Below are 21,920 nucleotides of genomic sequence, written 5' to 3'. Positions count from 1 at the left end.
GATGTTCCCCGCCGCAGCAGAAGTCGAAGTCCGGCTGGCTCAGTTGCCGCCGGCGCCACCGACCACGGTGGCGGTCATCGAGGGCATCGCGACCGGTTCGCCGCCGCGGGTCGTGCACCAGGCCGATGCCGCCGAGCGAGTCGCGGAGCTCTTCGACGATCCCGAACAGCGGCAACGGATCCCGCGGCTGTACCGCAAGACGCGGGTCGGGGCCCGCCGGATGGCGGTGGACCCGCTGGATCCCGCGTTCGACGCGTTCCGCAAGGAACCCGGCACCGTCCGGGACCGGATGAACCTGTTCTTCCAGCACGCGGTTCCGCTGGCGGTCGACGTCAGCAGACGTGCTCTGGCCGGTCTGCCGTACCGGACCGACGAGATCGGGCAGGTGGTGTTCGTCACCAGCACCGGATTCATCGCACCGGGTGTCGATGTCGCGATCGTCAAGGAACTGGGATTGCCGAAATCGGTGTCGCGCGTCGTGGTGAACTTCATGGGCTGTGCGGCGGCGATGAACGCCATACGCACCGCCGCCACCTACGTTCGGGCCCATCCGAGCATGAAGTCGTTGGTGGTGTGCATCGAATTGTGTTCGGTGAACGCCGTTTTCGCCGACGATGTCAACGACGCGGTGGTCCACAGCCTGTTCGGTGACGGGTGCGGGGCGTTGCTGATCGGCGCCAGCCAGGTGCACAAGCAGCTGCCGCAGGGCAACGTGGTGATCCGCAGCGCGTTCACCCAGCTGCTCGACGACGCCGAAGACGGCATAGTGCTGGGCGTCAACCACAACGGCATCACCTGCGAACTGTCGGAGAACCTACCCGACTACATCTTCCGCAGTGTCGCACCGGTGGTAGCAGAAGTATTGCGGGACAATGGATTACAGAAATCCGACATTGATCTGTGGGCGATCCATCCCGGTGGGCCCAAGATCATCGAGCAGTCCGTGCGATCGTTGGGTATCGGCCCGGAGCGGGCGTCGCACAGCTGGGAGGTGCTGGCCCGGTTCGGCAACATGCTCAGCGTCTCGCTCATCTTCGTGCTGGAACTCATGGTGCGACAGGCGGATTCGGCCAAGCCGATCTCGACGGGCGTGGCGTTCTCGTTCGCGCCGGGGGTCACCGTAGAAGGCATGTTGTTCGACATCATCCGGGGTGAATGAAATGAGCAATCGGCTGAGCGAGCGGGTGCTGTACCGCGAGTTGATGACCGACAATCTGCGCTGGGATGCGTTGCAGTTGCGCGAGGGCGACATCGTCATCTCCACCCCGCCGAAGTGCGGGATGACCTGGACGCAGCGGTTGGTGTCGTTGCTCGTCTTCGACGGGCCTGAGCTGCCCGGACCACTGTCGACGGTGTCGCCGTGGCTCGACCAGACGATCCGGCCCATCGGCGAGGTCGTCGCCGTCCTCGACGCGCAGCGGCACCGGCGGTTCATCAAGACCCACACGCCGCTGGACGGCCTGGTGCTCGACGACCGGGTCACCTACCTGTGCGTGGGGCGCGACCCGCGTGACGCCGCGGTGTCGATGCTGCATCAGACGACCAACATGGATCGCGCGCGGGTGCGGGCGCTGCACGAGATCGCGGTGCCTCCGCAAGAGCGCCTGGGTCCGCCGGGACCCGAACCCGGTCCGCTGGGCCGCGGACCGATCGACGAGTTCCGGCACTGGCTGGAAGGGCCCGCGCTGCCGCCACCCGGGGTGGGTTTCACCCCGCCGAAGGGAATCGGCACTCTGGCCAACGTGATGCACCAGTTCGGCAAGGTATGGGAGCGCCGCCACCTGCCCAACGTGGCGCTCCTCCACTACGCCGACTATCAGGCCGATCTGGTGGGGGAGATGCTGCGCCTTGCTGCGATACTCGGCTACGACCTGAGCCGCGAGCGTGCACAGGAGCTGAGCCGGCATGCCTCACTCGGTGAAATGCGTTCTCGGGCAGCCGAAGTCGCGCCGAACACCACCGACGGCATCTGGCGCAGCGATGAGCAGTTCTTCCGTCGCGGCGGCAACGGTGAGTGGCAGGAGTACTTCACCCGCGACGAGTACCGCCGCTACAACCACCGGATCAACCAGCTTGCGCCCCCGGACCTGCTTGCCTGGGCGCACGAGGGCCGCCGCGGGTACGACCCGGAAGTAGTCGCGGCGTCAGGTTAGTCCGCTCAACCCGTCCGCTCCGAATACGAACCCGCCGCCCCCGCCGGTGCCTGGATTACCTACCGTGCCGCCGACGCCGCGGTTACCGCCGTTGCCGCCGTTGCCGATCAACACCGCGTTCCCTCCGGAGCCACCCGCGCCGCCGAGACCCCCACTGACGTTGTCGCCACCGGCCCCGCCGGCACCGGCGACACCCAGAATGGCGACGTCGCCGCCGCGGCCACCGTTTCCGGCCGACGCACCACCGATCGTGATGCCACCGGTTCCTCCGTCACCGCCGACACCGATGATGACGGCGCCGTTGCCGCCGCTGCCGCCGTCGCCTCCCGGGCCGGTCAGCCCGACTCCGCCGGTGCCACCGGGGCCACCACTCAGGCACAGCACCAGCGCATCGCCCCCGTCACCGCCGGCGCCCCCGGTGAGTCCGAAGCCACCGGTCCCGCCGGTTCCGCCGATGCCGAACAGGAGGCCGGGATTGCCGCCGGTCCCACCCTGACCGCCGGTGCCGGTCGCGCTGACGCCGCCGGCGCCGCCGGCGCCACCGGGACCGCCCACCAGCGCGCCCACCCCGCCGGTTCCGCCGGTGCCGCCGAGCAGGCTGCCGCTGCCACCCGACCCGCCGTTGCCCCCGACCGCGGTGACCACGCCGCCGAGAGGTCCGGCCGATCCGCCGGCCCCGCCCGTCCCGCCCAGTATTCCGCCGGTTCCCCCAACGCCGCCGTTGCCGCCGGATCCGAACAAGCCACCGCCACCGCCGCCGCCGCCTACGCCACCCCGGAAGGAGTCGGCCAGCGTGGACCCACCGGCGCCGCCGAATCCACCGCGGCCGAACAGCAGTCCGCCGCTGCCGCCGGCCCCGCCGATCCCGCCGTCGCCGGTCGCGCAGTATGCACCGGTGCCGCCGGCGCCGCCGGCGCCGATCAATCCGCCCGCACCGCCGGCGCCACCGGTGCCGAGCAGGATTCCGCCCGCTGCACCGTCGAGGCCGGAGCCGGTCGGCGCGTTGGCCCCGTTACCGATCAGTGGACGGCCCAGCAGCGCTTCGGTGGGGGCGTTGACAACGTTGAACGCGCCCTGCAGCGGCCCCGCGATGCCGGCGGATCCGGCGGTGCCGACGGTGACCGGCGAGAACCCGCCGTTGCCGCCGTTGCCGGCGACACCGATCAGCCGGGCATCACCGCCCGCGCCGCCGATACCCCCCGTCCCGGCCGAGCTGTCACCGCCGGCCCCGCCGGCGCCGCCATTGCCGATCAGCACGCCGCCCCGCCCTCCGGCCCCGGCGGCTCCGCCGTTCCCCAGTTCACTGAACCCGCCGGCAGCCCCAGCGCCGCCATTGGACACCCAGCCGCCGTCACCGCCCGCGCCGCCGGTCCCGCCCAGACCCGAAATGCTCTGTCCGCCAACACCACCGGGTCCTCCGTCGGAAAGGAACATGCTCGCCGCACCGCCTGCGCCGCCGCTCCCGCCCGCCCCGGATCCGCTCGCCGCCCCGCCACCGCCGCCGGATCCGCCCGCGCCGACCAGGAACCCCGCAGTTCCGCCCGGTCCGCCGGCGCCGCCGTTGTCGAAGACGCCCACCCCGCCGGCGCCGCCGCTCCCACCCGGTCCGGCCGGCAGGCCCGCAGCGCCACCCGCCCCGCCCGCACCTCCGGTGCGGCCGACCCCGCCGTCGCCGCCGTTGCCGCCGCCCTCGGCGACCATCTGGCCCATGAACCCGGCGGCGCCGCCCCCGCCGCCGGTGCCGCCGACACCGGTCGGGTTTGCCCCACCGACTCCGCCGGGCCCGCCGCCGCCGAGCCACACCCCGGATCCGCCGGCGCCACCGGCGCCGCCCAGTCCGGTCGCGCTGCTGGACATTCCGCCGCTGCCGCCGCCGCCGCCGTTGCCTAGCAGCAGGCCGCCGGCCCCGCCCGTACCGCCGTTGCCGCCGACGCCGGCCGTCATGCTGCCACCGGCGCCGCCGGGACCTCCGTTGCCGAACAGGCCGGCTGCGCCGCCGTTGCCGCCGTGTTGTCCGGGGTCGCCCGATCCGCCGGCGCCGCCGCTGCCGATCAGCCAGCCGGCCGCGCCACCGTTCTGACCCGATCCCGGCGCGGCGTTGGCGCCATTGCCCACCAACGGGCGCCCGGTCAGTGTCTGCACCGGGTCGTTGACCAAGGCCAGCAACGTCTGCAACGGACCGGCGTTGCTCGCCTCTGCGCTCGAGTAGGCACCCGCCCCGGTGCTCAGCAGCTGTACGAACCGGGTGTGAAATGTCATGGCCTGGCCCGCGACCGCCTGGAACTGCTGTCCATGTCCGGAAAAGAGCGCCGCGATCGACGCCGACACTTCGTCATTCGCGGCCGCCGCGATGTGTGTGGTGGAATTCGCGGCCACCGCCTGGGCCGTTCGAATCAGGTCGGCGACGCGGGCCGCATCACCGGCAGTGGCTTGCAGGATTTCTGGTACGACACCGACAAACGACATGGTGTTTGGCTTCCTTCGACGTGGACGGGAACCACGCGTGGTCCGCCGGAATAGCCCTGCGGGCTGAGCCGGGGGTGCCCGGGCAACATCGCCCTAAACGTGCAGTCGCCGTCCGGCGCATCGTGCCCGTTTGGGCCACAGAACGAACGATTGCCTGGTTCTGGTCCGCCGTCAGTGCTGTGCGCGGATGATCTGACCGGGGGATATCGGGTTGGTCCCGGCGGCGACGCGGCTCGCACCGGCGGGAGCAGCACAGTGCTGTGGCATCGGGGAGGGGCCGAGGGATGAACTTTGTCATGCTGCCGCCGGAGGTCAATTCGGCGCTGATGTTCGCAGGGGCGGGGACGGGGCCGATGTCGGCTGCCGCGACATCCTGGGAGTTGCTCGCGACGGAGATGAACGCGTCGGCGGCGGGGTTCTCCTCGGTGATCTCCGACCTGACCGGGCAGGCGTGGCAAGGCAGTTCGTCGGTTGCCATGACCGAGACCGCCGCCCGGTATGCGTCCTTCTTGAATGTGGCTGCGGCGCAAGCGGAATTGGCAGCGCGCCAGGCGCAGACCGTGGTGAGCGCGTTCGAGGCAGCGCAGGCCGCCACGGTGCGTCCGTTGGTGGTCGCAGCCAACCGGAACAACCTGGTGGCGTTGGTCGTCTCAAACCTGTTCGGCCAGAACGCGCCCGCGATCGCCGCCGTCGAGTCGGTCTACGAGGAGATGTGGGCGCGCGATGTGAGCGCGATGGCCGGTTATCACGGCGAGGTTTCGGCAGCGGCAGCGCAATTGCCGTCGTGGCAAACCGCTGCGCTCGACCTGGTCAATGCACCCACTCAGGTGCTGCTGGGACGACCGCTGGTCGGCAACGGGGCCGCCGGCACGGCGAGCAATCCCGCCGGAGGCGCCGGGGGGCTGCTCTTCGGCGACGGCGGCGACGGCTACTCCAACTCCGCGCCGACGGGCAGCGGCGGCAGCGGCGGGTCCGCCGGCCTGGTCGGCACCGGGGGCAACGGCGGCAACGGTGGTACCGCGGGATTCGGCGGCGCCGGCGGAACAGGCGGGCTGCTGTTCGGTGCCGGAGGCCAGGGTGGCGGTGGTGGGGCCGGCGGCGCCGGCGGCAACGCCGGTCTGCTCGGGTTCGGCGGTGCCGGGGGCGCGGCTACCGGCGCGGGCCAACCCGGGGGCAATGGCGGAAGCGGTGGAGCTCTGGCCGGCAACGGCGGTGGCGGGGGCTTCAGCGCGTCCGGCAACGGCGGTGCCGGAGGCAGCGGCGGCGCCATCGCGGGCAGCGGGGGCGACGGCGGGTCGAGTGGGTCGGGCAACGGCGGCGACGGTGGAGCGGCGGCGGTCATGTTCGGCAACGGCGGCAGTGGCGGCAGTTCGTTGTTCGGCGGCGACGGTGGCGACGGGGGCGCCGGGGCGTCCCTGGCCGGCAGCGGCGGCAACGGCGGCAACGGGGGACAGGCCGCCCCCGGTGGCAACGCCGGTGACGGCGGCAACGGCGGCGACGCGGGTGACTTCGGCAGCGGCGGAGCCGGCGGCGCGGGTGGCAACAACCTGGTCGGCACGGTTGGCGCGGTCGGCGGCAACGGCGGTAGCGGCGGCGCGTCCGTCATCGGCAACGCCGGTCCCGGTGGCAACGGCGGCACCGCGCAGACAGCCAACGGGTTCGCCCAGGGTGGCAACGGTGGCAACGGCGGTAGCTCGGCAGGATCGGGCACCGGTGGCTTCGGCGGACTCGGCGGAGATGCGAGCTCACTCACCGGCGACGCGACCGGCGGCCGGGGCGGCGCCGGTGGCAGCGGTGGGTTGACCGGCAACGGCGGACCGGGCGGCAACGGCGGTGACGCCGAGGCCGGGTTGGTCGCGCGCGGCGGCGCCGGCGGCCCCGGTGACAACGGCGGCATCGTCGCCCCGGGCGGCAATGGCGGCAACGGCGGCAACGGTTTTGGCGGCGTTGACGGTTTCGGCGGCAACGGCGGGGCCGGAGGTAACGGCTTCGGCGACGCCGATGGCCGCGGCGGCTTCGGCGGTTTCGGCAGCACCGCCAACGGCGCACCGGGTTGACTTTCGTTGCTGCGCTGACATTTCACATCGGTTGCGGTTGGGCAAAGTTACGGCAGCGTCCCTGTGGCGAGGGGGCCGGTACCGCCTGTCCGGCTATAGTGTTGGCTCCTATGAGCGGACGGCACAGATGCGAGAAGCCCTGGCGCACAGCGCTTCACGCAGCCATGTCGGCATTCGCGTTGGCACTGTTCGGGATCGGCGCCGCCCCCGTGGCCGACGCGGCTGCCGCCACCGCGACGTTGACGGTGGAACACACCTGGCAGACCGGTTTCATCGCCCGCTTCATCGTCACCAACATGAGCGTGGCGCCGCTGACCGACTGGAAGCTGGAATTCGACCTGCCGGCGGGCGAATCCGTTTCGCATACCTGGAACAGCACGGTCACCCAGGTGGGCACGCACTACGTGATCACCCCGGCGAACTGGAATCGCACGATTGCCCCCGGTGGTACCGCCAACGGCGGCATGCGCGGCGTGTTGTCCGGTACCTATTCGCCGCCCGCGAACTGCCGGATCAACGGGCAGTATTGTTCCTAGCGACGGCATCCAGCCAGTGGCGCAACAGCTCTGTGATTCGTGCAAAAGTCGCGCATAGGCAGGCAATTCGCGCAGAGGTGGGCAAACCACCGAGGGTGTCCGAATCCGGTACAGCTGAGCCGGATGGGACTGAAGTGACCAACATCCTTTTCGGCCTCCGCTGAGCCGCTGCCGGCGCCGAATCACCCACCCCAGCCCGTGTTAGGCTGCCCGGCAGTCGACATCCTTTAACGATCCGTCCGGAGAGGCGGAGAAGGAGGTCAAGCTCTCGTATGGGTGCTGTCCGGGAACCGCGAGAATTGATGTCAGCGGCCGACGTCGGTCGGACCATCTCTCGTATGGCTCATCAGATCATCGAGAAGACCGCACTGGACAACCCCGACTCGACCCGTGTTGTCCTGCTGGGAATCCCCACCCGCGGCGTCACACTGGCGGGCCGGCTGGCCGCCAACATCGCCGAATTCAGCGGCGTCGACGTCGGCCACGGCTCGCTGGACATCACCCTCTACCGCGATGACCTGATGATCAAACCGCCGCGACCACTGGCCGCGACGTCGATCCCGGCCGGCGGCGTCGACGACGCACTGGTCATCCTGGTCGACGACGTGCTGTATTCCGGTCGCTCGACCCGCTCCGCCCTGGACGCGCTGCGCGACGTCGGACGTCCCCGGGCAGTGCAACTGGCCGTCCTCGTCGACCGCGGCCACCGCGAGTTGCCGGTGCGCGCGGACTATGTCGGCAAGAACGTGCCCACCTCGCGCAGCGAGAGCGTGCACGTGCGGTTGCGCGAGGACGACGGGCACGACGGCGTGGTGATCACCCGATGACCAGGCGACACCTGCTCAGCGCCGGGGACCTGACCCGCGACGAGGCCACCGCGATACTCGACGACGCCGACCGCTTCGCCCAAGCCCTGGTGGGCCGTGACATCAAGAAACTCCCGACGCTGCGGGGACGCACCGTCGTCACGATGTTCTACGAGAACTCCACCCGCACCCGCGTCTCGTTCGAGGTGGCCGGCAAGTGGATGAGCGCCGACGTGATCAACGTCAGCGCGACCGGGTCCTCGGTCGGCAAGGGCGAGTCGTTGCGCGACACCGCGCTGACCCTGCGCGCGGCCGGCGCCGACGCGCTGATCGTGCGGCATCCCGCCTCGGGTGCGGCGCATCTGCTCGCCGAGTGGACCGGTCGCCAAGATGGTCCGTCGGTGATCAACGCCGGTGACGGCACCCACGAGCATCCCACCCAGGCTCTGCTGGATGCGCTGACCGTGCGGCAACGACTCGGCGGCATCGAGGGTCGCCGGGTGGTGATCGTGGGTGACATCCTGCACAGCCGGGTGGCCCGCTCCAACGTGATGCTGCTGCACACCCTGGGTGCGGAGGTGGTGCTGGTCGCGCCGCCGACCCTGTTGCCGCGCGGGGTGGAGAGCTGGCCGGTCACCGTGTCCAACGACTTCGACGCCGAACTGCCTGCTGCCGACGCGGTGCTGATGTTGCGGGTGCAGGCCGAGCGGATGAACGGCGGCTTCTTCCCGTCGGTGCGCGAATATTCGGCGCTGTACGGACTGTCCGCGCGGCGCCAGGCGCTGCTGCCCGGACACGCCGTGGTGCTGCACCCGGGCCCGATGCTGCGCGGTATGGAGATCTCCTCTGCGGTCGCGGACTCGTCGCAATCGGCTGTGCTGCAACAGGTTTCCAACGGTGTGCATGTGCGCATGGCGGTGTTGTTCCACGTTCTGGTGGGTGCCGAGGAGGCGGCGGCATGAGTGTGCTGATTCGGGGCGTCCGACGCTACGGTGCGGGCGATCCCGTCGACGTGCTGGTGGCGGACGGCCAGATCGCTGAAATCGGTGCCGGACTCGAGATTCCCGACACCGCCGACGTCATCGACGCCTCCGGTCAGGTGTTGCTGCCCGGCTTCGTGGATCTGCACACGCATCTGCGCGAGCCCGGCCGGGAGTACGCCGAAGACATCGAAACCGGTTCGGCGGCAGCCGCTCTCGGCGGTTACACCGCGGTGTTCGCGATGGCCAACACCGATCCGGTGGCCGACAGCCCGGTGGTCACCGACCACGTGTGGCACCGGGGTCAGCAGGTCGGCCTGGTCGATGTCCACCCGGTCGGTGCGGTCACCATCGGGCTGGCCGGCAAAGAGCTCACCGAGATGGGGATGATGCACGCCGGTGTCGCCGGGGTGCGGATGTTCTCCGACGACGGCATCTGCGTGCACGACCCGCTGGTGATGCGGCGCGCGCTGGAATACGCCACCGGGCTGGGGGTGCTGATCGCCCAGCACGCTGAAGAGCCGCGGCTGACCGTCGGGGCGATCGCCCATGAAGGGCCCACTGCCGCCCGGCTCGGACTCACCGGATGGCCGAGGGCCGCCGAGGAATCCATCGTCGCCCGCGACGCCCTGCTGGCCCGCGACGCCGGAGCCCGGGTGCACATCTGCCACGCCTCCACCGCCGGCACCGTGGAGCTGGTGAAATGGGCTAAGGAGCAAGGTATTTCGATCACCGCCGAGGTCACCCCGCATCACCTGCTGCTGGACGACAGCAGGCTGGCCAGCTACGACGGGCGCAATCGGGTCAACCCGCCCCTGCGCGAGGCCGCCGACGCTATCGCGTTGCGTCAGGCCCTGGCCGACGGGGTAATCGACTGTGTGGCCACCGATCACGCCCCGCATGCCGAGCACGAGAAGTGCGTCGAGTTCTCGGCGGCGCGTCCGGGCATGCTCGGCCTGCAGACCGCATTGTCGGTGGTGGTGCAGACGATGGTGCGTCCGGGCCTGCTGACCTGGCGTGACGTCGCCCGGGTGATGAGCGAGAATCCGGCGCGCATCGTGGGGCTGCCCGATCAGGGCCGGCCGTTGGAAGTGGGGGAGCCGGCCAACGTGACCGTGGTCGATCCGGACGCCACCTGGACGGTCACCGGCGGCGAGTTGGCCAGCCGTTCGGCCAACACGCCATACGAGTCGATGACACTGCCTGCGACGGTCACTGCGACGCTGTTGCGCGGCAGGGTCACCGCCCGAGACGGGAAGAGTCCGGTATGAATTCAGGCACCATGGTGGGATCGCTGATCTTTGCGGCGGTCCTGGTGGTGTTGCTGGCGGTGGTCATCCAGTTGATGATGCGGGGCTGGCGACGCCGGGCCGAACGGCAGGTGGAGCTGGTCGGCGAGCTGCCCGAACTGCCCGACGAGGTGGGGGCCGCCCTGATCACCACGCCCGGCCTCTACGTCGGTTGCACACTGTCCCCGGCCTGGAACGACCGGATCGCCGTCGGCGATCTCGGGTACCGCAGCAAGGCGGTGCTGACCCGCTACACCGGCGGAATTCTAGTGGAACGCATCCGTGCGCAACCGATCTGGATTCCGCGGGAGTCGGTGGTGGACATCCGTTGTGAGCGCGGCATCGCCGGCAAGGTGGGTGTGCGCAACGGGATCCTGGCTATCCGGTGGCGGTTGCCGTCGGGCACCGAGATCGACACGGGGTTCCGGGCGAACAACCGGGACGACTATGCGAAGTGGTTGGAAGAAGAGGAGCCCGGGCAAGTGAGTTGCGCCGATGACGATGCAGGGGGGCAACCGCCCGCCGGCGGGGAACGAACCGACGAGGAGTGGCGCACATGAGTCGAGCGCTGCTGGTGCTGGAGGACGGGAAGGTTTTCGCCGGCACCCCGTTCGGCGCGGTCGGGCAGACACTCGGTGAGGCGGTGTTCAGCACCGGCATGTCCGGCTATCAGGAGACCCTGACCGACCCCAGCTACCACCGTCAGATCGTGGTGGCCACCGCCCCGCAGATCGGCAATACCGGCTGGAACGCCGAGGACGGCGAGAGCCGCGGCGATAAGATCTGGGTCGCCGGCTACGCGGTGCGCGACCCGTCGCCGCGCGCGTCGAACTGGCGCGCCACCGGCACGCTGGAGGACGAGTTGGTGCGCCAGCGCATCGTCGGGATCGCCGGGATCGATACCCGCGCGGTGGTCCGCCATCTGCGCAGCCGCGGCTCGATGAAGGCGGGCGTGTTCTCCGGGCCGGCTCTGGCCGATCCCGAACAGCTGATCGAGCGGGTGCGCGCGCAGGAGGCGATGCTGGGCGCCGACCTGGCCGGCGAAGTCAGCACGCCTGAGACGTACACGATCGAACCCGAAGGGCAGCAACGCTTTACCGTGGCCGCGCTGGATCTGGGTATCAAGACCAACACCCCGCGTAACTTCGCCAAGCGCGGGGTACGTAGCCACGTGCTGCCCGCCGGGGCGAGTTTCGAGCAGATCGCCGAGCTCAGACCCGACGGAGTTTTCCTGTCCAACGGGCCCGGCGACCCGGCCACCGCCGACCACACTGTCGCCCTCACCCGCGAGGTGCTGGGCGCCGGAATCCCGTTGTTCGGCATCTGTTTCGGCAATCAGATCCTGGGCCGGGCGCTGGGGCTGTCGACCTACAAGATGGTGTTCGGCCATCGCGGGATCAACATCCCGGTGATCGACCACGCCACCGGACGGGTGGCGGTAACGGCGCAGAACCACGGCTTCGCATTGGAAGGGGAGGCGGGCCAGCGGTTCGACACGCCGTTCGGCCCAGCGGTGGTGAGCCACACCTGTGCCAACGACGGCGTTGTCGAGGGCGTCAGACTCGTTGACGGAAAGGCTTTTTCGGTGCAATACCATCCGGAGTCCGCGGCCGGCCCGCACGATGCGGAATACCTGTTCGACCAGTTCATCGACCTGATGGACGGGAACCGCTAGTGCCGCGACGCCAAGACCTCAACCACGTGCTGGTGATCGGCTCCGGGCCGATCGTAATCGGCCAGGCCTGCGAATTCGACTACTCCGGCACCCAGGCCTGCCGGGTGCTGCGCGCCGAGGGACTGCAGGTCAGCCTGGTCAACTCCAACCCGGCCACCATCATGACCGACCCGGAATTCGCCGACTTCACCTACGTCGAACCCATCACCGCCTCGTTCGTGGAGAAGGTGATCGCCCAGCAGGCCGAGCGCGGCAACCGGATCGACGCGCTGCTGGCCACCCTGGGCGGCCAGACCGCGCTCAACACCGCGGTGGCGCTCTACGAGCGCGGCGTGCTGGAACGGTACGGCGTGGAGCTCATCGGCGCCGACTTCGAAGCCATCCAGCGCGGTGAGGACCGGCAGCGGTTCAAGGACATCGTCACCAAGGTCGGCGGCGAATCCGCCCGCAGCCGAGTGTGTTTCACCATGGACGAGGTGCGGGACACGGTTGCCGAACTGGGCCTGCCGGTGGTGGTGCGGCCCAGCTTCACCATGGGCGGTCTCGGCTCCGGCATGGCCCGGTCGGTCGAGGAGGTCGACCGGATCGCCGGCGCCGGGCTGGCCGCCAGCCCCAGCTCCAACGTGCTGATCGAGGAATCCATCTACGGCTGGAAGGAATTCGAACTCGAGCTGATGCGCGACGGCCACGACAACGTGGTGGTGGTGTGCTCGATCGAGAACGTCGACCCGATGGGTGTGCACACCGGCGACTCGGTCACGGTGGCGCCGGCGATGACGCTGACCGACCGGGAATACCAGCGGATGCGCGACCTGGGCATCGCGATCCTGCGCGAGGTCGGCGTGGACACCGGCGGCTGCAACATCCAGTTCGCGATCAACCCCGACGACGGACGGCTGATCGTCATCGAGATGAACCCGCGGGTGTCGCGTTCGAGTGCGCTGGCGTCCAAGGCGACCGGCTTCCCGATCGCCAAGATCGCCGCGAAGCTGGCCATCGGCTACACCCTCGACGAGATCGTCAACGACATCACCAAGGAAACCCCGGCCTGCTTCGAACCCACCCTGGACTATGTGGTGGTCAAAGCGCCGCGTTTCGCCTTCGAGAAGTTCCCCGGCGCCGACCCAACCCTGACCACCACCATGAAGTCCGTCGGCGAGGCAATGTCGTTGGGCCGCAACTTCGTCGAGGCGCTGGGCAAGGTGATGCGCTCGCTGGAGACCACCCGCGCCGGGTTCTGGACCAAGCCCGATCCGCCCGATTCGACGCTGGACGAGGTGCTGACCCGATTGCACACGCCCACCGAAGGCCGGCTCTACGACATCGAACTCGCGCTGCGGCTGGGCGGTTCGGTGGAGCAGGTGGCCAAGGCCAGCGGTGTCGACCCGTGGTTCGTGGCCCAGATCGACGAGTTGGTGGCCCTGCGCGCCGAACTCGTGGACGCACCCGTGCTCGACGCCGAACTGCTGCGTCACGCCAAGCACTGCGGGCTGTCGGACCGCCAGATCGCCGCGCTGCGACCGGAACTGGCCGGCGAAGACGGGGTGCGCTCGCTGCGCGAACGGCTGAACATCCACCCGGTGTACAAAACGGTGGACACCTGCGCGGCCGAGTTCGAGGCCAAGACGCCGTATCACTACAGCAGCTACGAACTCGACCCGGCCGCCGAGACCGAGGTCGCCCCGCAGACGGTGCGTCCCAAGGTGCTGATCCTGGGTTCCGGCCCCAACCGCATCGGGCAGGGCATCGAGTTCGACTACAGCTGCGTGCACGCGGCAACCACGTTGAGCCAGGCCGGTTTTGAGACGGTCATGGTGAACTGCAACCCAGAGACGGTGTCCACCGACTACGACACCGCCGACCGGTTGTACTTCGAGCCGCTGACGTTCGAGGACGTGCTGGAGGTGTTCCGCGCCGAGGAGCAGTCCGGGGCCGGCGGCCGGGGTGCCGGCGGTGTCGCCGGGGTCATCGTGCAACTGGGCGGCCAGACCCCGCTGGGGTTGGCCCAACGCCTGGCCGATGCCGGGGTGCCGATCGTCGGGACCCCGCCGGAGGCGATCGACCTGGCCGAGGACCGCGGCGCGTTCGGCGACGTGCTCAACGCCGCGGGCCTGCCCGCCCCCAAGTGGGGCACCGCGACCACGTTCGACCAGGCGCGTCGTATCGCCGCCGACATCGGCTATCCGGTGCTGGTCCGGCCGTCCTACGTGCTCGGCGGTCGCGGCATGGAGATCGTCTACGACGAGGCGACCCTGCGCGGCTACATCACCCGCGCCACCGAACTGTCCCCCGAGCACCCGGTGCTCGTCGACCGCTTCCTCGAGGACGCGGTCGAGATCGACGTCGACGCGCTGTGTGACGGCGCCGAGGTCTACATCGGCGGGATCATGGAACACATCGAGGAGGCCGGCATCCACTCCGGTGACTCCGCGTGTGCCCTGCCGCCGGTGACGTTGGGTCGCAGCGATATCGAGAAGGTCCGGAAGGCGACCGAGGCCATTGCCCGCGGGATCGGTGTGGTGGGTCTACTCAACGTGCAGTACGCGCTCAAGGACGACGTGCTCTACGTATTGGAGGCCAACCCGCGGGCAAGCCGCACCGTCCCGTTCGTGTCCAAGGCGACCGCGATCCCGCTGGCTAAAGCCTGCGCGCGAGTCATGTTGGGCGCCAGTATTTCTCAGCTCCGCAGCGAGGGCATGCTGGCCGAGACCGGGGACGGCGCCAGCGCGGCGCCGGATGCCCCGATCGCGGTCAAGGAAGCCGTGTTGCCGTTCCACCGGTTCCGCCGCGCCGACGGTGCCGCGATCGATTCGCTGCTCGGTCCGGAGATGAAGTCCACCGGCGAGGTGATGGGCATCGACCGCGATTTCGGCACCGCCTTCGCCAAGAGCCAGACAGCCGCCTACGGTTCACTGCCCGCGCGGGGCACGGTGTTCGTGTCGGTCGCCAACCGGGACAAGCGGTCGCTGGTGTTCCCGGTCAAGCGGCTGGCCGACTTGGGTTTTCACGTGCTGGCCACCGAGGGTACAGCGGAGATGTTGCGCCGCAACGGAATTCCGTGTGACGAGGTCCGCAAGCACTTCGAGGCGCCGCAGGACGGGCGGCCGGTGGTGTCGGCTATCGACGCGATCCGGGCCGGTGAGGTCGACATGGTGATCAACACGCCCTTCGGCAACTCCGGCCCGCGCATCGACGGTTACGAGATCCGCTCGGCCGCGGTGGCGGTCAACATCCCGTGCATCACCACGGTTCAGGGCGCCTCGGCCGCCGTGCAGGGCATCGAGGCCGGCATCCGCGGTGACATCGGTGTGTTGTCGCTGCAGGAGCTGCACCGCAACCTGGGTTCGCGTAACGGCCACGATGGCTAGTTTCGGTGCTCGGCTGGCCGCGGCCAGGGCACAGCGCGGGCCGTTATGCCTGGGCATCGACCCGCACCCCGAACTGCTGCGGGCGTGGGATCTGCCGGCCACCCCGGCCGGGCTGGCCGAGTTCTGCGACGTCTGTGTGCAGGCCTACGCCGGGTTCGCGGTGGTGAAACCTCAGGTGGCGTTCTTCGAGGCGTACGGCGCGGCCGGCTTCGCGGTGCTCGAGCAGACCATCGCCGCGCTGCGCGCCGACGGCGTGCTGGTGCTGGCCGACGCCAAGCGGGGCGACATCGGGACCACGATGGCCGCCTACGCCGCGGCCTGGGCGGGGGATTCGCCGCTGGCCGCCGACGCGGTGACGGCGTCGCCCTATCTGGGATTCGGCTCGCTGCGCCCGCTGCTGGACGTCGCGGCGGCCCATGACCGGGGGGTGTTCGTGCTGGCGGCCACCTCCAACCCCGAGGGAGCCACGGTGCAGCGCGCCGACGTCGGTGGCCGCACCGTGGCGCAGTTGATCGTGGACCACGTCGCGGCCGCGAACGCTGCGGCGCAACCCGGCTCCGTCGGCGTGGTCGTCGGCGCCACCGTCCTCGACCCGCCCGATCTGAGCGCTGTCGGGGGACCGGTCCTGGTGCCCGGGGTGGGAGCCCAGGGCGGCCGTCCCGAGGCGCTGGCGGGGCTCGGCGGGGCCGGGGCGGGCCTGCTGTTGCCGGCGGTCTCGCGTGAGGTGCTGCGCGCCGGCCCGGGTGTCGCGCAGGTGCGCGCGGCCGCCGAGCGCCTGCGCGACACCGTCGCGTATCTAGCCGGCGCCTGACTGGCCCACCCGGACCACGATCGCGCTGGCGTTGTCGTGCCCGCCGGCGGCGTCGGCCGCGTCCAGGATTCCGGTCACCGCCCGCTGTGGGTCGCTGTCCTGCAGGAAGGCCTCCAGGAATGCGTACGGGACCTGTTCGGCGACGCCGTCGCTACACAGCAGGAAGGCGTCGCCGGGACGAGGATTGACGTTCAGGACGTCCGGCTCCGGTAGGTCCGGGTGCCCGATGTAGCGGGTCAGCTGATAGCGGGCGGCCCCGGCTTCGTGTGAATCGAAGGCATACCAGCCGTTGACCGCGCCCAGCCACGCCATCGTGTGGTCCACGGTCAGCTGCTCCAGCAGCTCGCCGCGTAGCCGGTAGGCCCGTGAATCGCCGACCTGGGCGATCCACAGCCCGTCCCGGCCGGCGGCCATGGCGGTGAGCGTGCACCCGGTCAGCGCGCCGAGTTGGCGGCCGATCGCGCGGACGCGTTCCTGCGCTTCGGCGACCGCTTCCCGAATGCTCGCCGGCGTGATCTGCGCCCCGGTCAGGGCTGCCACGACGGTGTCTACCGCGGTCTGCCCGGCCAGCGCGCTGCCGCGTCCGTCACCCATGCCGTCGGCGACGACCGCCAGCAGCGGATCGGTGCCGAGGTGCACGACGTCGTAGTTCGCCTGATAGCGGCGTCCGATGTGGCTGCCGGCCGCGGTCCGCCAGTCCAGCATGGGGGCAGTATCGCAGCTCTGCGGGCGGTTCCCGGCGCCGGGAAGCGCCGCGCCGCACGTGCACGACACGCGCGGACACGCCGCGGCGATCCGTGATCCTGGGCACGGGGACCGGCGCGCACCCCCCGACCGTGGGTGGCCCGCTGCCCTGCCGAGCCGTACGGTGCCGCTCCAGCACCCTAAAACCGCAGTTCAACGTCGCTATTGGCGGCCCGTGGAACGGCGCGGCCACCGGTTTCCGCCCGCCGTCCGGCGGTGCCGCGCCGCACGTCGACGGCGCGATGTCGCGCTCGCACGCTGGGCGTTTAGCCCCGAAACCGGGGGGTCGGGTTAGATTTCGTCGGAGACCGTGAGTACGGTCGTCAGCGCTGGCCGAAGTACGTGGTCGAGACAAATGACGATCGATAGTTATCGACGAGAGACGGAGGAATCGTGGCCCTTCCCCAGTTGACCGACGAGCAGCGCGCGGCAGCGTTGGAGAAGGCTGCTGCCGCACGTCGGGCACGAGCCGAACTCAAGGATCGGCTCAAGCGTGGCGGCACCAACCTCACCCAGGTCCTCAAGGACGCCGAGAGCGACGAAGTCCTGGGCAAGATGAAGGTGTCTGCGCTGCTGGAGGCCTTGCCGAAGGTGGGCAAGGTCAAGGCGCAGGAAATCATGACCGAGCTCGAAATCGCCCCGACCCGCCGCCTGCGCGGCCTGGGCGACCGTCAGCGCAAGGCGCTGCTGGAAAAGTTCGGCTCCTAGTCGGCTGGGCGATCCAACCCAGCCCCCGGCCCGGGAGCGCCAATGAGTGCCGGCGGGGGACCGGACTCCGGCCGCGTGGTCGTGCTGTCCGGTCCCTCCGCGGTCGGCAAGTCGACGGTCGTCCGGTGCCTGCGGGAGCGCATCCCGGACCTGCACTTCAGCGTCTCGGCCACCACCCGGGCGCCGCGGCCCGGTGAAGTCGACGGTGTCGACTACCACTTCGTCAGCCCCACCGCCTTTCAGCGCCTCATCGACCAGGGCGAGTTGCTGGAATGGGCGGAGATCCACGGGGGGCTGCACCGGTCGGGCACGCTGGCGGCCCCGGTGCGCGACGCCAAAGCAGCGGGTTTCCCGGTGCTCGTCGAGGTCGATCTCGCCGGTGCCCGAGCGGTCAAGGCGGCCATGCCGGAGGCGCTCACGGTGTTCCTGGCCCCGCCCAGCTGGGCGGACCTGGAGGCCAGACTGGTCGGGCGGGGCACCGAAACGGCCGAGGTGATCCAGCGCCGCCTGGACACCGCGCGGATCGAATTGGCCGCTCAGGGCGACTTCGACGTCGTCGTGGTGAACAGCCGATTGGAGTCTGCGTGCGCCGAATTGGTATCCTTGCTGGTTAGCAACCCATCCAGTGCTTGACCCAACCGTACTTTTGAAGCCGCCTATGAGCAGCTGCGTGCAGCCAGGAGAATTTTTACGTGACTATTCCGCAGTCCGACGTGTCGTTGACCGCCGTGGATCAGTTCGATCCGTCGGCCGGTGGGGCCGGTGCCTATGACACCCCGTTGGGCATCACCAACCCGCCCATTGACGAATTGCTGGAACGCGTCTCGAGCAAGTACGCGCTGGTGATCTACGCCGCCAAGCGGGCCCGGCAGATCAACGACTACTACAACCAGCTCGGCGAGGGCATCCTCGAGTACGTCGGCCCGCTGGTCGAACCGGGGTTGCAGGAAAAGCCGCTGTCGATCGCGATGCGCGAAATCCACGCCGACCTGCTCGAACACACCGAGGGCGAGTAACAGGGTCCGGCGCGCCATGGAGAGTCAGCGCAGTGAGGGCAGCAAGCGCGGCTCCAGACGCGTCGTAGTCGGAGTTTCCGGCGGGATCGCAGCCTACAAGGCCTGCACTGTGGTCCGGCAGCTGCGCGAGGCCGGGCACAGCGTGCGGGTCATTCCCACCGAGTCCGCGCTGCAGTTCGTCGGGGCGGCCACCTTCGAGGCGTTGTCCGGGGAAACAGTGCAGACCGGCGTCTTCAAGGACGTGCCCGAGGTGGCGCATGTGCGTCTCGGCCAGCAGGCTGACCTGGTGGTGGTCGCACCGGCCACCGCTGATCTGCTGGCCCGCGCGGTGGCCGGCCGCGCCGACGACCTGCTGACCGCGACGCTGCTCACCGCGCGATGTCCGGTGTTGTTCGCGCCGGCGATGCACACCGAGATGTGGCTGCATCCGGCCACCGTCGACAACGTCGCCACCCTGCGCCGCCGCGGCGCGATCGTGCTCGAGCCCGCCTCCGGACGGCTGACCGGCACCGACAGCGGCGCCGGCCGACTGCCCGAGGCCGAGGAGATCACCACGCTGGCCCACCTGCTGCTGGACCGCCACGACGCGCTGCCCTACGACCTGGCCGGGTGCCGGGTCCTGGTGACCGCCGGTGGCACCCGGGAGGCGATCGATCCGGTGCGCTTCATCGGCAACCGCAGTTCGGGCAAGCAGGGCTATGCCGTGGCGCGGGTCGCCGCGCAGCGCGGGGCCGAGGTCACGCTGATAGCGGGACACACCGCCGGGCTGATCGATCCGGCCGGTGTCAACGTGGTGCACATCAGTTCGGCAGAGCAGCTCGGTGAAGCGGTGTCCAAGCACGCGTCGGAAGCCAACGTGCTGGTGATGGCGGCGGCGGTGGCCGATTTCCGGCCCGCGCAGGTTTCCACCGCCAAGATCAAGAAGAGCCCGGACACCCAGGCCGGACCCGCTCCCATCGAGTTGCTGCGCAACGACGATGTGCTGGCCGGCGCCGTACAGGCCCGCTCGCACGGCCAGTTGCCGAACATGCGCGCCATTGTGGGGTTTGCCGCCGAGACCGGCGACGCCAACGGTGACGTGCTGTTCCACGCCCGGGCGAAGCTGCGACGCAAAGGCTGTGACCTGCTGGTGGTCAACGCTGTCGGCGAGGGCAAGGCATTCGAGGTGGACAGCAACGACGGCTGGCTGCTGGCGGCCGACGGCACCGAGTCGGCACTGCAGCACGGATCGAAGACGCTGATGGCGAGCCGTATTGTGGATGCGATCGTCGCCTTTCTGCACGGGGAGACACCGCAGTAACGTGGCGGGGCAGCCCGTGCTCCGGGCGGCCCATCAAATTTGCAAACACCCGGCGCAGCCGGTTGAGTAAGAGCCAGGAAAAATAATTCGCCTAACTAACCTTTGGCGAGCACGACGGGAAGGAAGCACAGGGTGAGCGAGAAGGGCCGGCTATTCACCAGCGAATCGGTGACCGAGGGGCATCCAGACAAGATCTGTGACGCGATCAGTGACTCGGTCCTCGACGCGCTGCTCGCGGAGGACCCTCGCTCCCGTGTCGCCGTCGAGACGCTGGTGACCACCGGCCAGGTGCACGTCGTGGGTGAGGTCACCACCTCGGCCAAGGAGGCGTTCGCCGACATCACCAACACCGTGCGCAAGCGCATCCTCGAGATCGGCTACGACTCGTCAGACAAGGGCTTCGACGGGGAGACCTGCGGGGTGAACATCGGCATCGGCGCCCAGTCGCCAGACATCGCCCAGGGCGTCGATACCGCGCACGAAGCCCGTGTCGAAGGGGCGGCCGACCCGTTGGACTCGCAAGGCGCCGGTGACCAGGGGCTGATGTTCGGCTACGCGATCAACGACACCCCGGAGTTGATGCCGCTGCCCATCGCGCTGGCGCACCGGCTGTCGCGGCGACTGACCGAGGTCCGCAAGAACGGGACCCTGGACTACCTGCGGCCCGACGGCAAGACCCAGGTCACCATCGAGTACGAGGACAACGTGCCGGTCCGGTTGGACACCGTCGTCGTCTCCACCCAGCACGCCGACGGCATCGACCTGGAGAACACCCTCGACCCCGACATCCGCCGGCACGTGCTGGACACGGTGCTGGCCGACCTGGCCCACGAGACCCTGGATTCGTCGTCGACCCGGGTGCTGGTCAACCCGACCGGCAAGTTCGTGCTGGGCGGTCCGATGGGCGACGCCGGGCTGACCGGCCGCAAGATCATCGTCGACACCTACGGCGGCTGGGCCCGCCATGGCGGCGGCGCGTTCTCCGGCAAGGACCCGTCCAAGGTGGACCGGTCGGCCGCGTACGCGATGCGGTGGGTGGCCAAGAACGTCGTGGCCGCCGGCCTGGCGCAGCGCGTCGAGGTGCAGGTGGCCTACGCCATCGGCAAGGCGGCGCCGGTCGGGTTGTTCATCGAGACGTTCGGCACCGAGGCCGTCGACCCGGTGAAGATCGAGAAGATCATCCCGGAGGTCTTCGACCTGCGGCCCGGCGCGATCATCCGCGACCTGAACCTGCTCCGGCCGATCTACGCTCAGACCGCCGCCTACGGGCACTTCGGGCGTACCGACATCGAGCTGCCGTGGGAGCAGCTGGACAAGGTCGACGACCTCAAGCACGCCATCTAGCCTGCCGAGCAGACGCAAAAGCCCCTATTTCGTGCCGAAATTAGGGGCTTTTGCGTCTGCTCGCCGTCAGGTGGGCGGTAGCGGGTGGTCGGGGTCCAACCCGGCCAGGCCGTCGATGCTGTGTTGATTGCGTCCGATCGAACGGGTGTAGGCCTCCGCGGGCTGCTTGGCGTGATACGTGTCGAGCACCTGGCGGTCGTCGACCAGTTCGTAATACGGCACCGCGAACCCGCAGGCATCGGCGATCCGCTCCACGTCGATCACGATGGCCGCCCGCACCCCGGGGTGTAGATCCCCGAAATGTCTTCTGACACGGTCGAATTCGTCATCGTCGGGGCGCAGCATCCGGCCGGTGCCGAACAACCGCAGGATGCGGGAGTTGCGGCTGAACGAGCAGAACATGACCGTGATGCGCCCGTTGTCGCGCAGGTGCGCAATGGTCTCCACCCCGCTGCCGAACAGGTCCAGGTACGCCACCGTGTGGTCATCGAGTACCGCGAAGGTGTCGGCGTAGCCTTTCGGCGACAGGTTGATGTGGCCGCCCTGCGACGGTGCGGTCGCCACGAAGAACATCGCCTGCTCAGCGATGAACTCCCGCAACGAGTCGTCGATACGCGAAAACACCTTCGCCATATCGACTGAGCCTAGTGCCTAGGGTGCAATCCCT

The 21,920-nt window shown here is 69.6% G+C and carries 17 protein-coding genes and 2 pseudogenes; 16 read left to right on the top strand and 3 right to left on the bottom strand.

Annotated features, from left to right (window positions below):
- Window position 1: 1 nt before the first annotated feature.
- Together AC5Y5Z_RS06215 and AC5Y5Z_RS06210 are read left to right on the top strand one after the other, a co-directional pair.
- Complete coding sequence (locus AC5Y5Z_RS06215) at window positions 2-1,159, top strand: type III polyketide synthase (protein ID WP_499924027.1); 1,158 nt, start codon at window positions 2-4, stop codon at window positions 1,157-1,159.
- A 1-nt stretch (window position 1,160) separates the two neighbouring features.
- The gene (locus AC5Y5Z_RS06210) at window positions 1,161-2,153 is read left to right on the top strand and encodes a sulfotransferase domain-containing protein (protein WP_499923949.1); all 993 of its coding nucleotides are present in this window, start codon (window positions 1,161-1,163) and stop codon (window positions 2,151-2,153) included.
- Here the strand turns inward: AC5Y5Z_RS06210 and AC5Y5Z_RS06205 are convergent.
- Window positions 2,145-4,619: a PE family protein gene (locus tag AC5Y5Z_RS06205; protein WP_499923946.1), complete on the bottom strand. Its 2,475-nt coding sequence runs from the start codon at window positions 4,617-4,619 to the stop codon at window positions 2,145-2,147. The two genes, AC5Y5Z_RS06210 and AC5Y5Z_RS06205, sit on opposite strands and share 9 nt — an antisense overlap.
- 284 nt (window positions 4,620-4,903) lie before the next feature.
- On the opposite strand from AC5Y5Z_RS06205, the gene AC5Y5Z_RS06200 reads away from it, so the two are divergent.
- The 9 genes and pseudogenes from AC5Y5Z_RS06200 to pyrF all read left to right on the top strand — a co-directional run bounded on the left by AC5Y5Z_RS06200 (window position 4,904) and on the right by pyrF (window position 16,141).
- A complete protein-coding gene (locus AC5Y5Z_RS06200) occupies window positions 4,904-6,676 on the top strand; it encodes a PPE family protein (RefSeq protein WP_499923945.1) in 1,773 nt (590 codons plus the stop codon).
- Window positions 6,677-6,786: 110 nt separating this feature from the next.
- Window positions 6,787-7,212 (top strand): cellulose-binding domain-containing protein, encoded by a 426-nt coding sequence (locus AC5Y5Z_RS06195; RefSeq protein ID WP_499923941.1) that lies wholly within the window; start codon window positions 6,787-6,789, stop codon window positions 7,210-7,212.
- Window positions 7,213-7,484: 272 nt separating this feature from the next.
- On the top strand, window positions 7,485-8,039 hold the full coding sequence (gene pyrR, locus AC5Y5Z_RS06190) for a bifunctional pyr operon transcriptional regulator/uracil phosphoribosyltransferase PyrR (protein ID WP_463825017.1): 555 nt from the start codon (window positions 7,485-7,487) through the stop codon (window positions 8,037-8,039).
- Complete coding sequence (locus AC5Y5Z_RS06185) at window positions 8,036-8,980, top strand: aspartate carbamoyltransferase catalytic subunit (RefSeq protein WP_463825018.1); 945 nt, start codon at window positions 8,036-8,038, stop codon at window positions 8,978-8,980. Before pyrR ends, AC5Y5Z_RS06185 begins: the two co-directional genes overlap by 4 nt.
- On the top strand, window positions 8,977-10,269 hold the full coding sequence (locus AC5Y5Z_RS06180; RefSeq protein ID WP_463825019.1) for a dihydroorotase: 1,293 nt from the start codon (window positions 8,977-8,979) through the stop codon (window positions 10,267-10,269). Before AC5Y5Z_RS06185 ends, AC5Y5Z_RS06180 begins: the two co-directional genes overlap by 4 nt.
- A pseudogene (locus AC5Y5Z_RS06175) lies at window positions 10,266-10,754 on the top strand (PH-like domain-containing protein); the annotation flags it as partial. The gene AC5Y5Z_RS06180 and the pseudogene AC5Y5Z_RS06175, both read left to right, overlap by 4 nt.
- Window positions 10,755-10,843: 89 nt before the next feature.
- On the top strand, window positions 10,844-11,962 hold the full coding sequence (gene carA / locus AC5Y5Z_RS06170; RefSeq protein ID WP_463825020.1) for a glutamine-hydrolyzing carbamoyl-phosphate synthase small subunit: 1,119 nt from the start codon (window positions 10,844-10,846) through the stop codon (window positions 11,960-11,962).
- Window positions 11,962-15,330 carry a carbamoyl-phosphate synthase large subunit gene (gene carB / locus AC5Y5Z_RS06165; protein ID WP_499923937.1) on the top strand — a complete coding sequence of 1,123 codons (3,369 nt, stop codon included), beginning with the start codon at window positions 11,962-11,964 and terminating at the stop codon, window positions 15,328-15,330. Before carA ends, carB begins: the two co-directional genes overlap by 1 nt.
- Window positions 15,323-16,141, top strand: a complete 819-nt coding sequence (gene pyrF, locus AC5Y5Z_RS06160; protein WP_473139562.1) for an orotidine-5'-phosphate decarboxylase — start codon at window positions 15,323-15,325, stop codon at window positions 16,139-16,141. Before carB ends, pyrF begins: the two co-directional genes overlap by 8 nt.
- Here the strand turns inward: pyrF and AC5Y5Z_RS06155 are convergent.
- Entirely contained in the window at window positions 16,127-16,846 is a 720-nt protein-coding gene (locus AC5Y5Z_RS06155; RefSeq protein ID WP_473139563.1) for a PP2C family protein-serine/threonine phosphatase, read from the bottom strand. The genes pyrF and AC5Y5Z_RS06155 overlap by 15 nt on opposite strands.
- A 432-nt stretch (window positions 16,847-17,278) precedes the next feature.
- Between AC5Y5Z_RS06155 and mihF the strand changes: the two genes are divergently transcribed.
- The 5 genes and pseudogenes from mihF to metK all read left to right on the top strand — a co-directional run bounded on the left by mihF (window position 17,279) and on the right by metK (window position 21,253).
- The gene (mihF, locus tag AC5Y5Z_RS06150; RefSeq protein ID WP_036355303.1) at window positions 17,279-17,593 is read left to right on the top strand and encodes an integration host factor, actinobacterial type; all 315 of its coding nucleotides are present in this window, start codon (window positions 17,279-17,281) and stop codon (window positions 17,591-17,593) included.
- A 42-nt stretch (window positions 17,594-17,635) separates the two neighbouring features.
- Window positions 17,636-18,226 (top strand): guanylate kinase, encoded by a 591-nt coding sequence (gmk, locus tag AC5Y5Z_RS06145; RefSeq protein WP_463825024.1) that lies wholly within the window; start codon window positions 17,636-17,638, stop codon window positions 18,224-18,226.
- Between the two features lie 59 nt (window positions 18,227-18,285).
- Entirely contained in the window at window positions 18,286-18,609 is a 324-nt protein-coding gene (rpoZ, locus tag AC5Y5Z_RS06140; protein ID WP_463825025.1) for a DNA-directed RNA polymerase subunit omega, read from the top strand.
- Window positions 18,575-19,909: pseudogene (coaBC, locus tag AC5Y5Z_RS06135) on the top strand (bifunctional phosphopantothenoylcysteine decarboxylase/phosphopantothenate--cysteine ligase CoaBC); the annotation flags it as partial. The gene rpoZ and the pseudogene coaBC, both read left to right, overlap by 35 nt.
- 132 nt (window positions 19,910-20,041) lie before the next feature.
- Window positions 20,042-21,253, top strand: coding sequence for a methionine adenosyltransferase (gene metK / locus AC5Y5Z_RS06130; protein ID WP_463825027.1), 1,212 nt, complete (start codon window positions 20,042-20,044; stop codon window positions 21,251-21,253).
- A gap of 66 nt (window positions 21,254-21,319) precedes the next feature.
- Here the strand turns inward: metK and AC5Y5Z_RS06125 are convergent, their stop codons facing one another.
- Window positions 21,320-21,886 carry a pyridoxamine 5'-phosphate oxidase family protein gene (locus tag AC5Y5Z_RS06125; protein WP_473139564.1) on the bottom strand — a complete coding sequence of 189 codons (567 nt, stop codon included), beginning with the start codon at window positions 21,884-21,886 and terminating at the stop codon, window positions 21,320-21,322.
- Between the last annotated feature and the right edge of the window lie 34 nt (window positions 21,887-21,920).

Source organism: Mycobacterium sp. NGS29, assembly GCF_059812965.1.
Note: the sequence above shows the minus strand (reverse complement) of the source record. Positions and strands in the feature narration are given on the sequence as shown.

Excerpts from the sequence above, each read along its gene's own strand:
- AC5Y5Z_RS06215 (WP_499924027.1), top strand. The coding sequence starts at position 2 with ATGTTCCCCGCCGCAGCAGAAGTCGAAGTCCGGCTGGCTCAGTTGCCG.
- AC5Y5Z_RS06210 (WP_499923949.1), top strand. The coding sequence starts at position 1,161 with ATGAGCAATCGGCTGAGCGAGCGGGTGCTGTACCGCGAGTTGATGACC.
- AC5Y5Z_RS06205 (WP_499923946.1), bottom strand. The coding sequence starts at position 4,619 with ATGTCGTTTGTCGGTGTCGTACCAGAAATCCTGCAAGCCACTGCCGGT.
- AC5Y5Z_RS06200 (WP_499923945.1), top strand. The coding sequence starts at position 4,904 with ATGAACTTTGTCATGCTGCCGCCGGAGGTCAATTCGGCGCTGATGTTC.
- AC5Y5Z_RS06195 (WP_499923941.1), top strand. The coding sequence starts at position 6,787 with ATGAGCGGACGGCACAGATGCGAGAAGCCCTGGCGCACAGCGCTTCAC.
- pyrR (WP_463825017.1), top strand. The coding sequence starts at position 7,485 with ATGGGTGCTGTCCGGGAACCGCGAGAATTGATGTCAGCGGCCGACGTC.
- AC5Y5Z_RS06185 (WP_463825018.1), top strand. The coding sequence starts at position 8,036 with ATGACCAGGCGACACCTGCTCAGCGCCGGGGACCTGACCCGCGACGAG.
- AC5Y5Z_RS06180 (WP_463825019.1), top strand. The coding sequence starts at position 8,977 with ATGAGTGTGCTGATTCGGGGCGTCCGACGCTACGGTGCGGGCGATCCC.
- carA (WP_463825020.1), top strand. The coding sequence starts at position 10,844 with ATGAGTCGAGCGCTGCTGGTGCTGGAGGACGGGAAGGTTTTCGCCGGC.
- pyrF (WP_473139562.1), top strand. The coding sequence starts at position 15,323 with ATGGCTAGTTTCGGTGCTCGGCTGGCCGCGGCCAGGGCACAGCGCGGG.
- AC5Y5Z_RS06155 (WP_473139563.1), bottom strand. The coding sequence starts at position 16,846 with ATGCTGGACTGGCGGACCGCGGCCGGCAGCCACATCGGACGCCGCTAT.
- gmk (WP_463825024.1), top strand. The coding sequence starts at position 17,636 with ATGAGTGCCGGCGGGGGACCGGACTCCGGCCGCGTGGTCGTGCTGTCC.
- AC5Y5Z_RS06125 (WP_473139564.1), bottom strand. The coding sequence starts at position 21,886 with ATGGCGAAGGTGTTTTCGCGTATCGACGACTCGTTGCGGGAGTTCATC.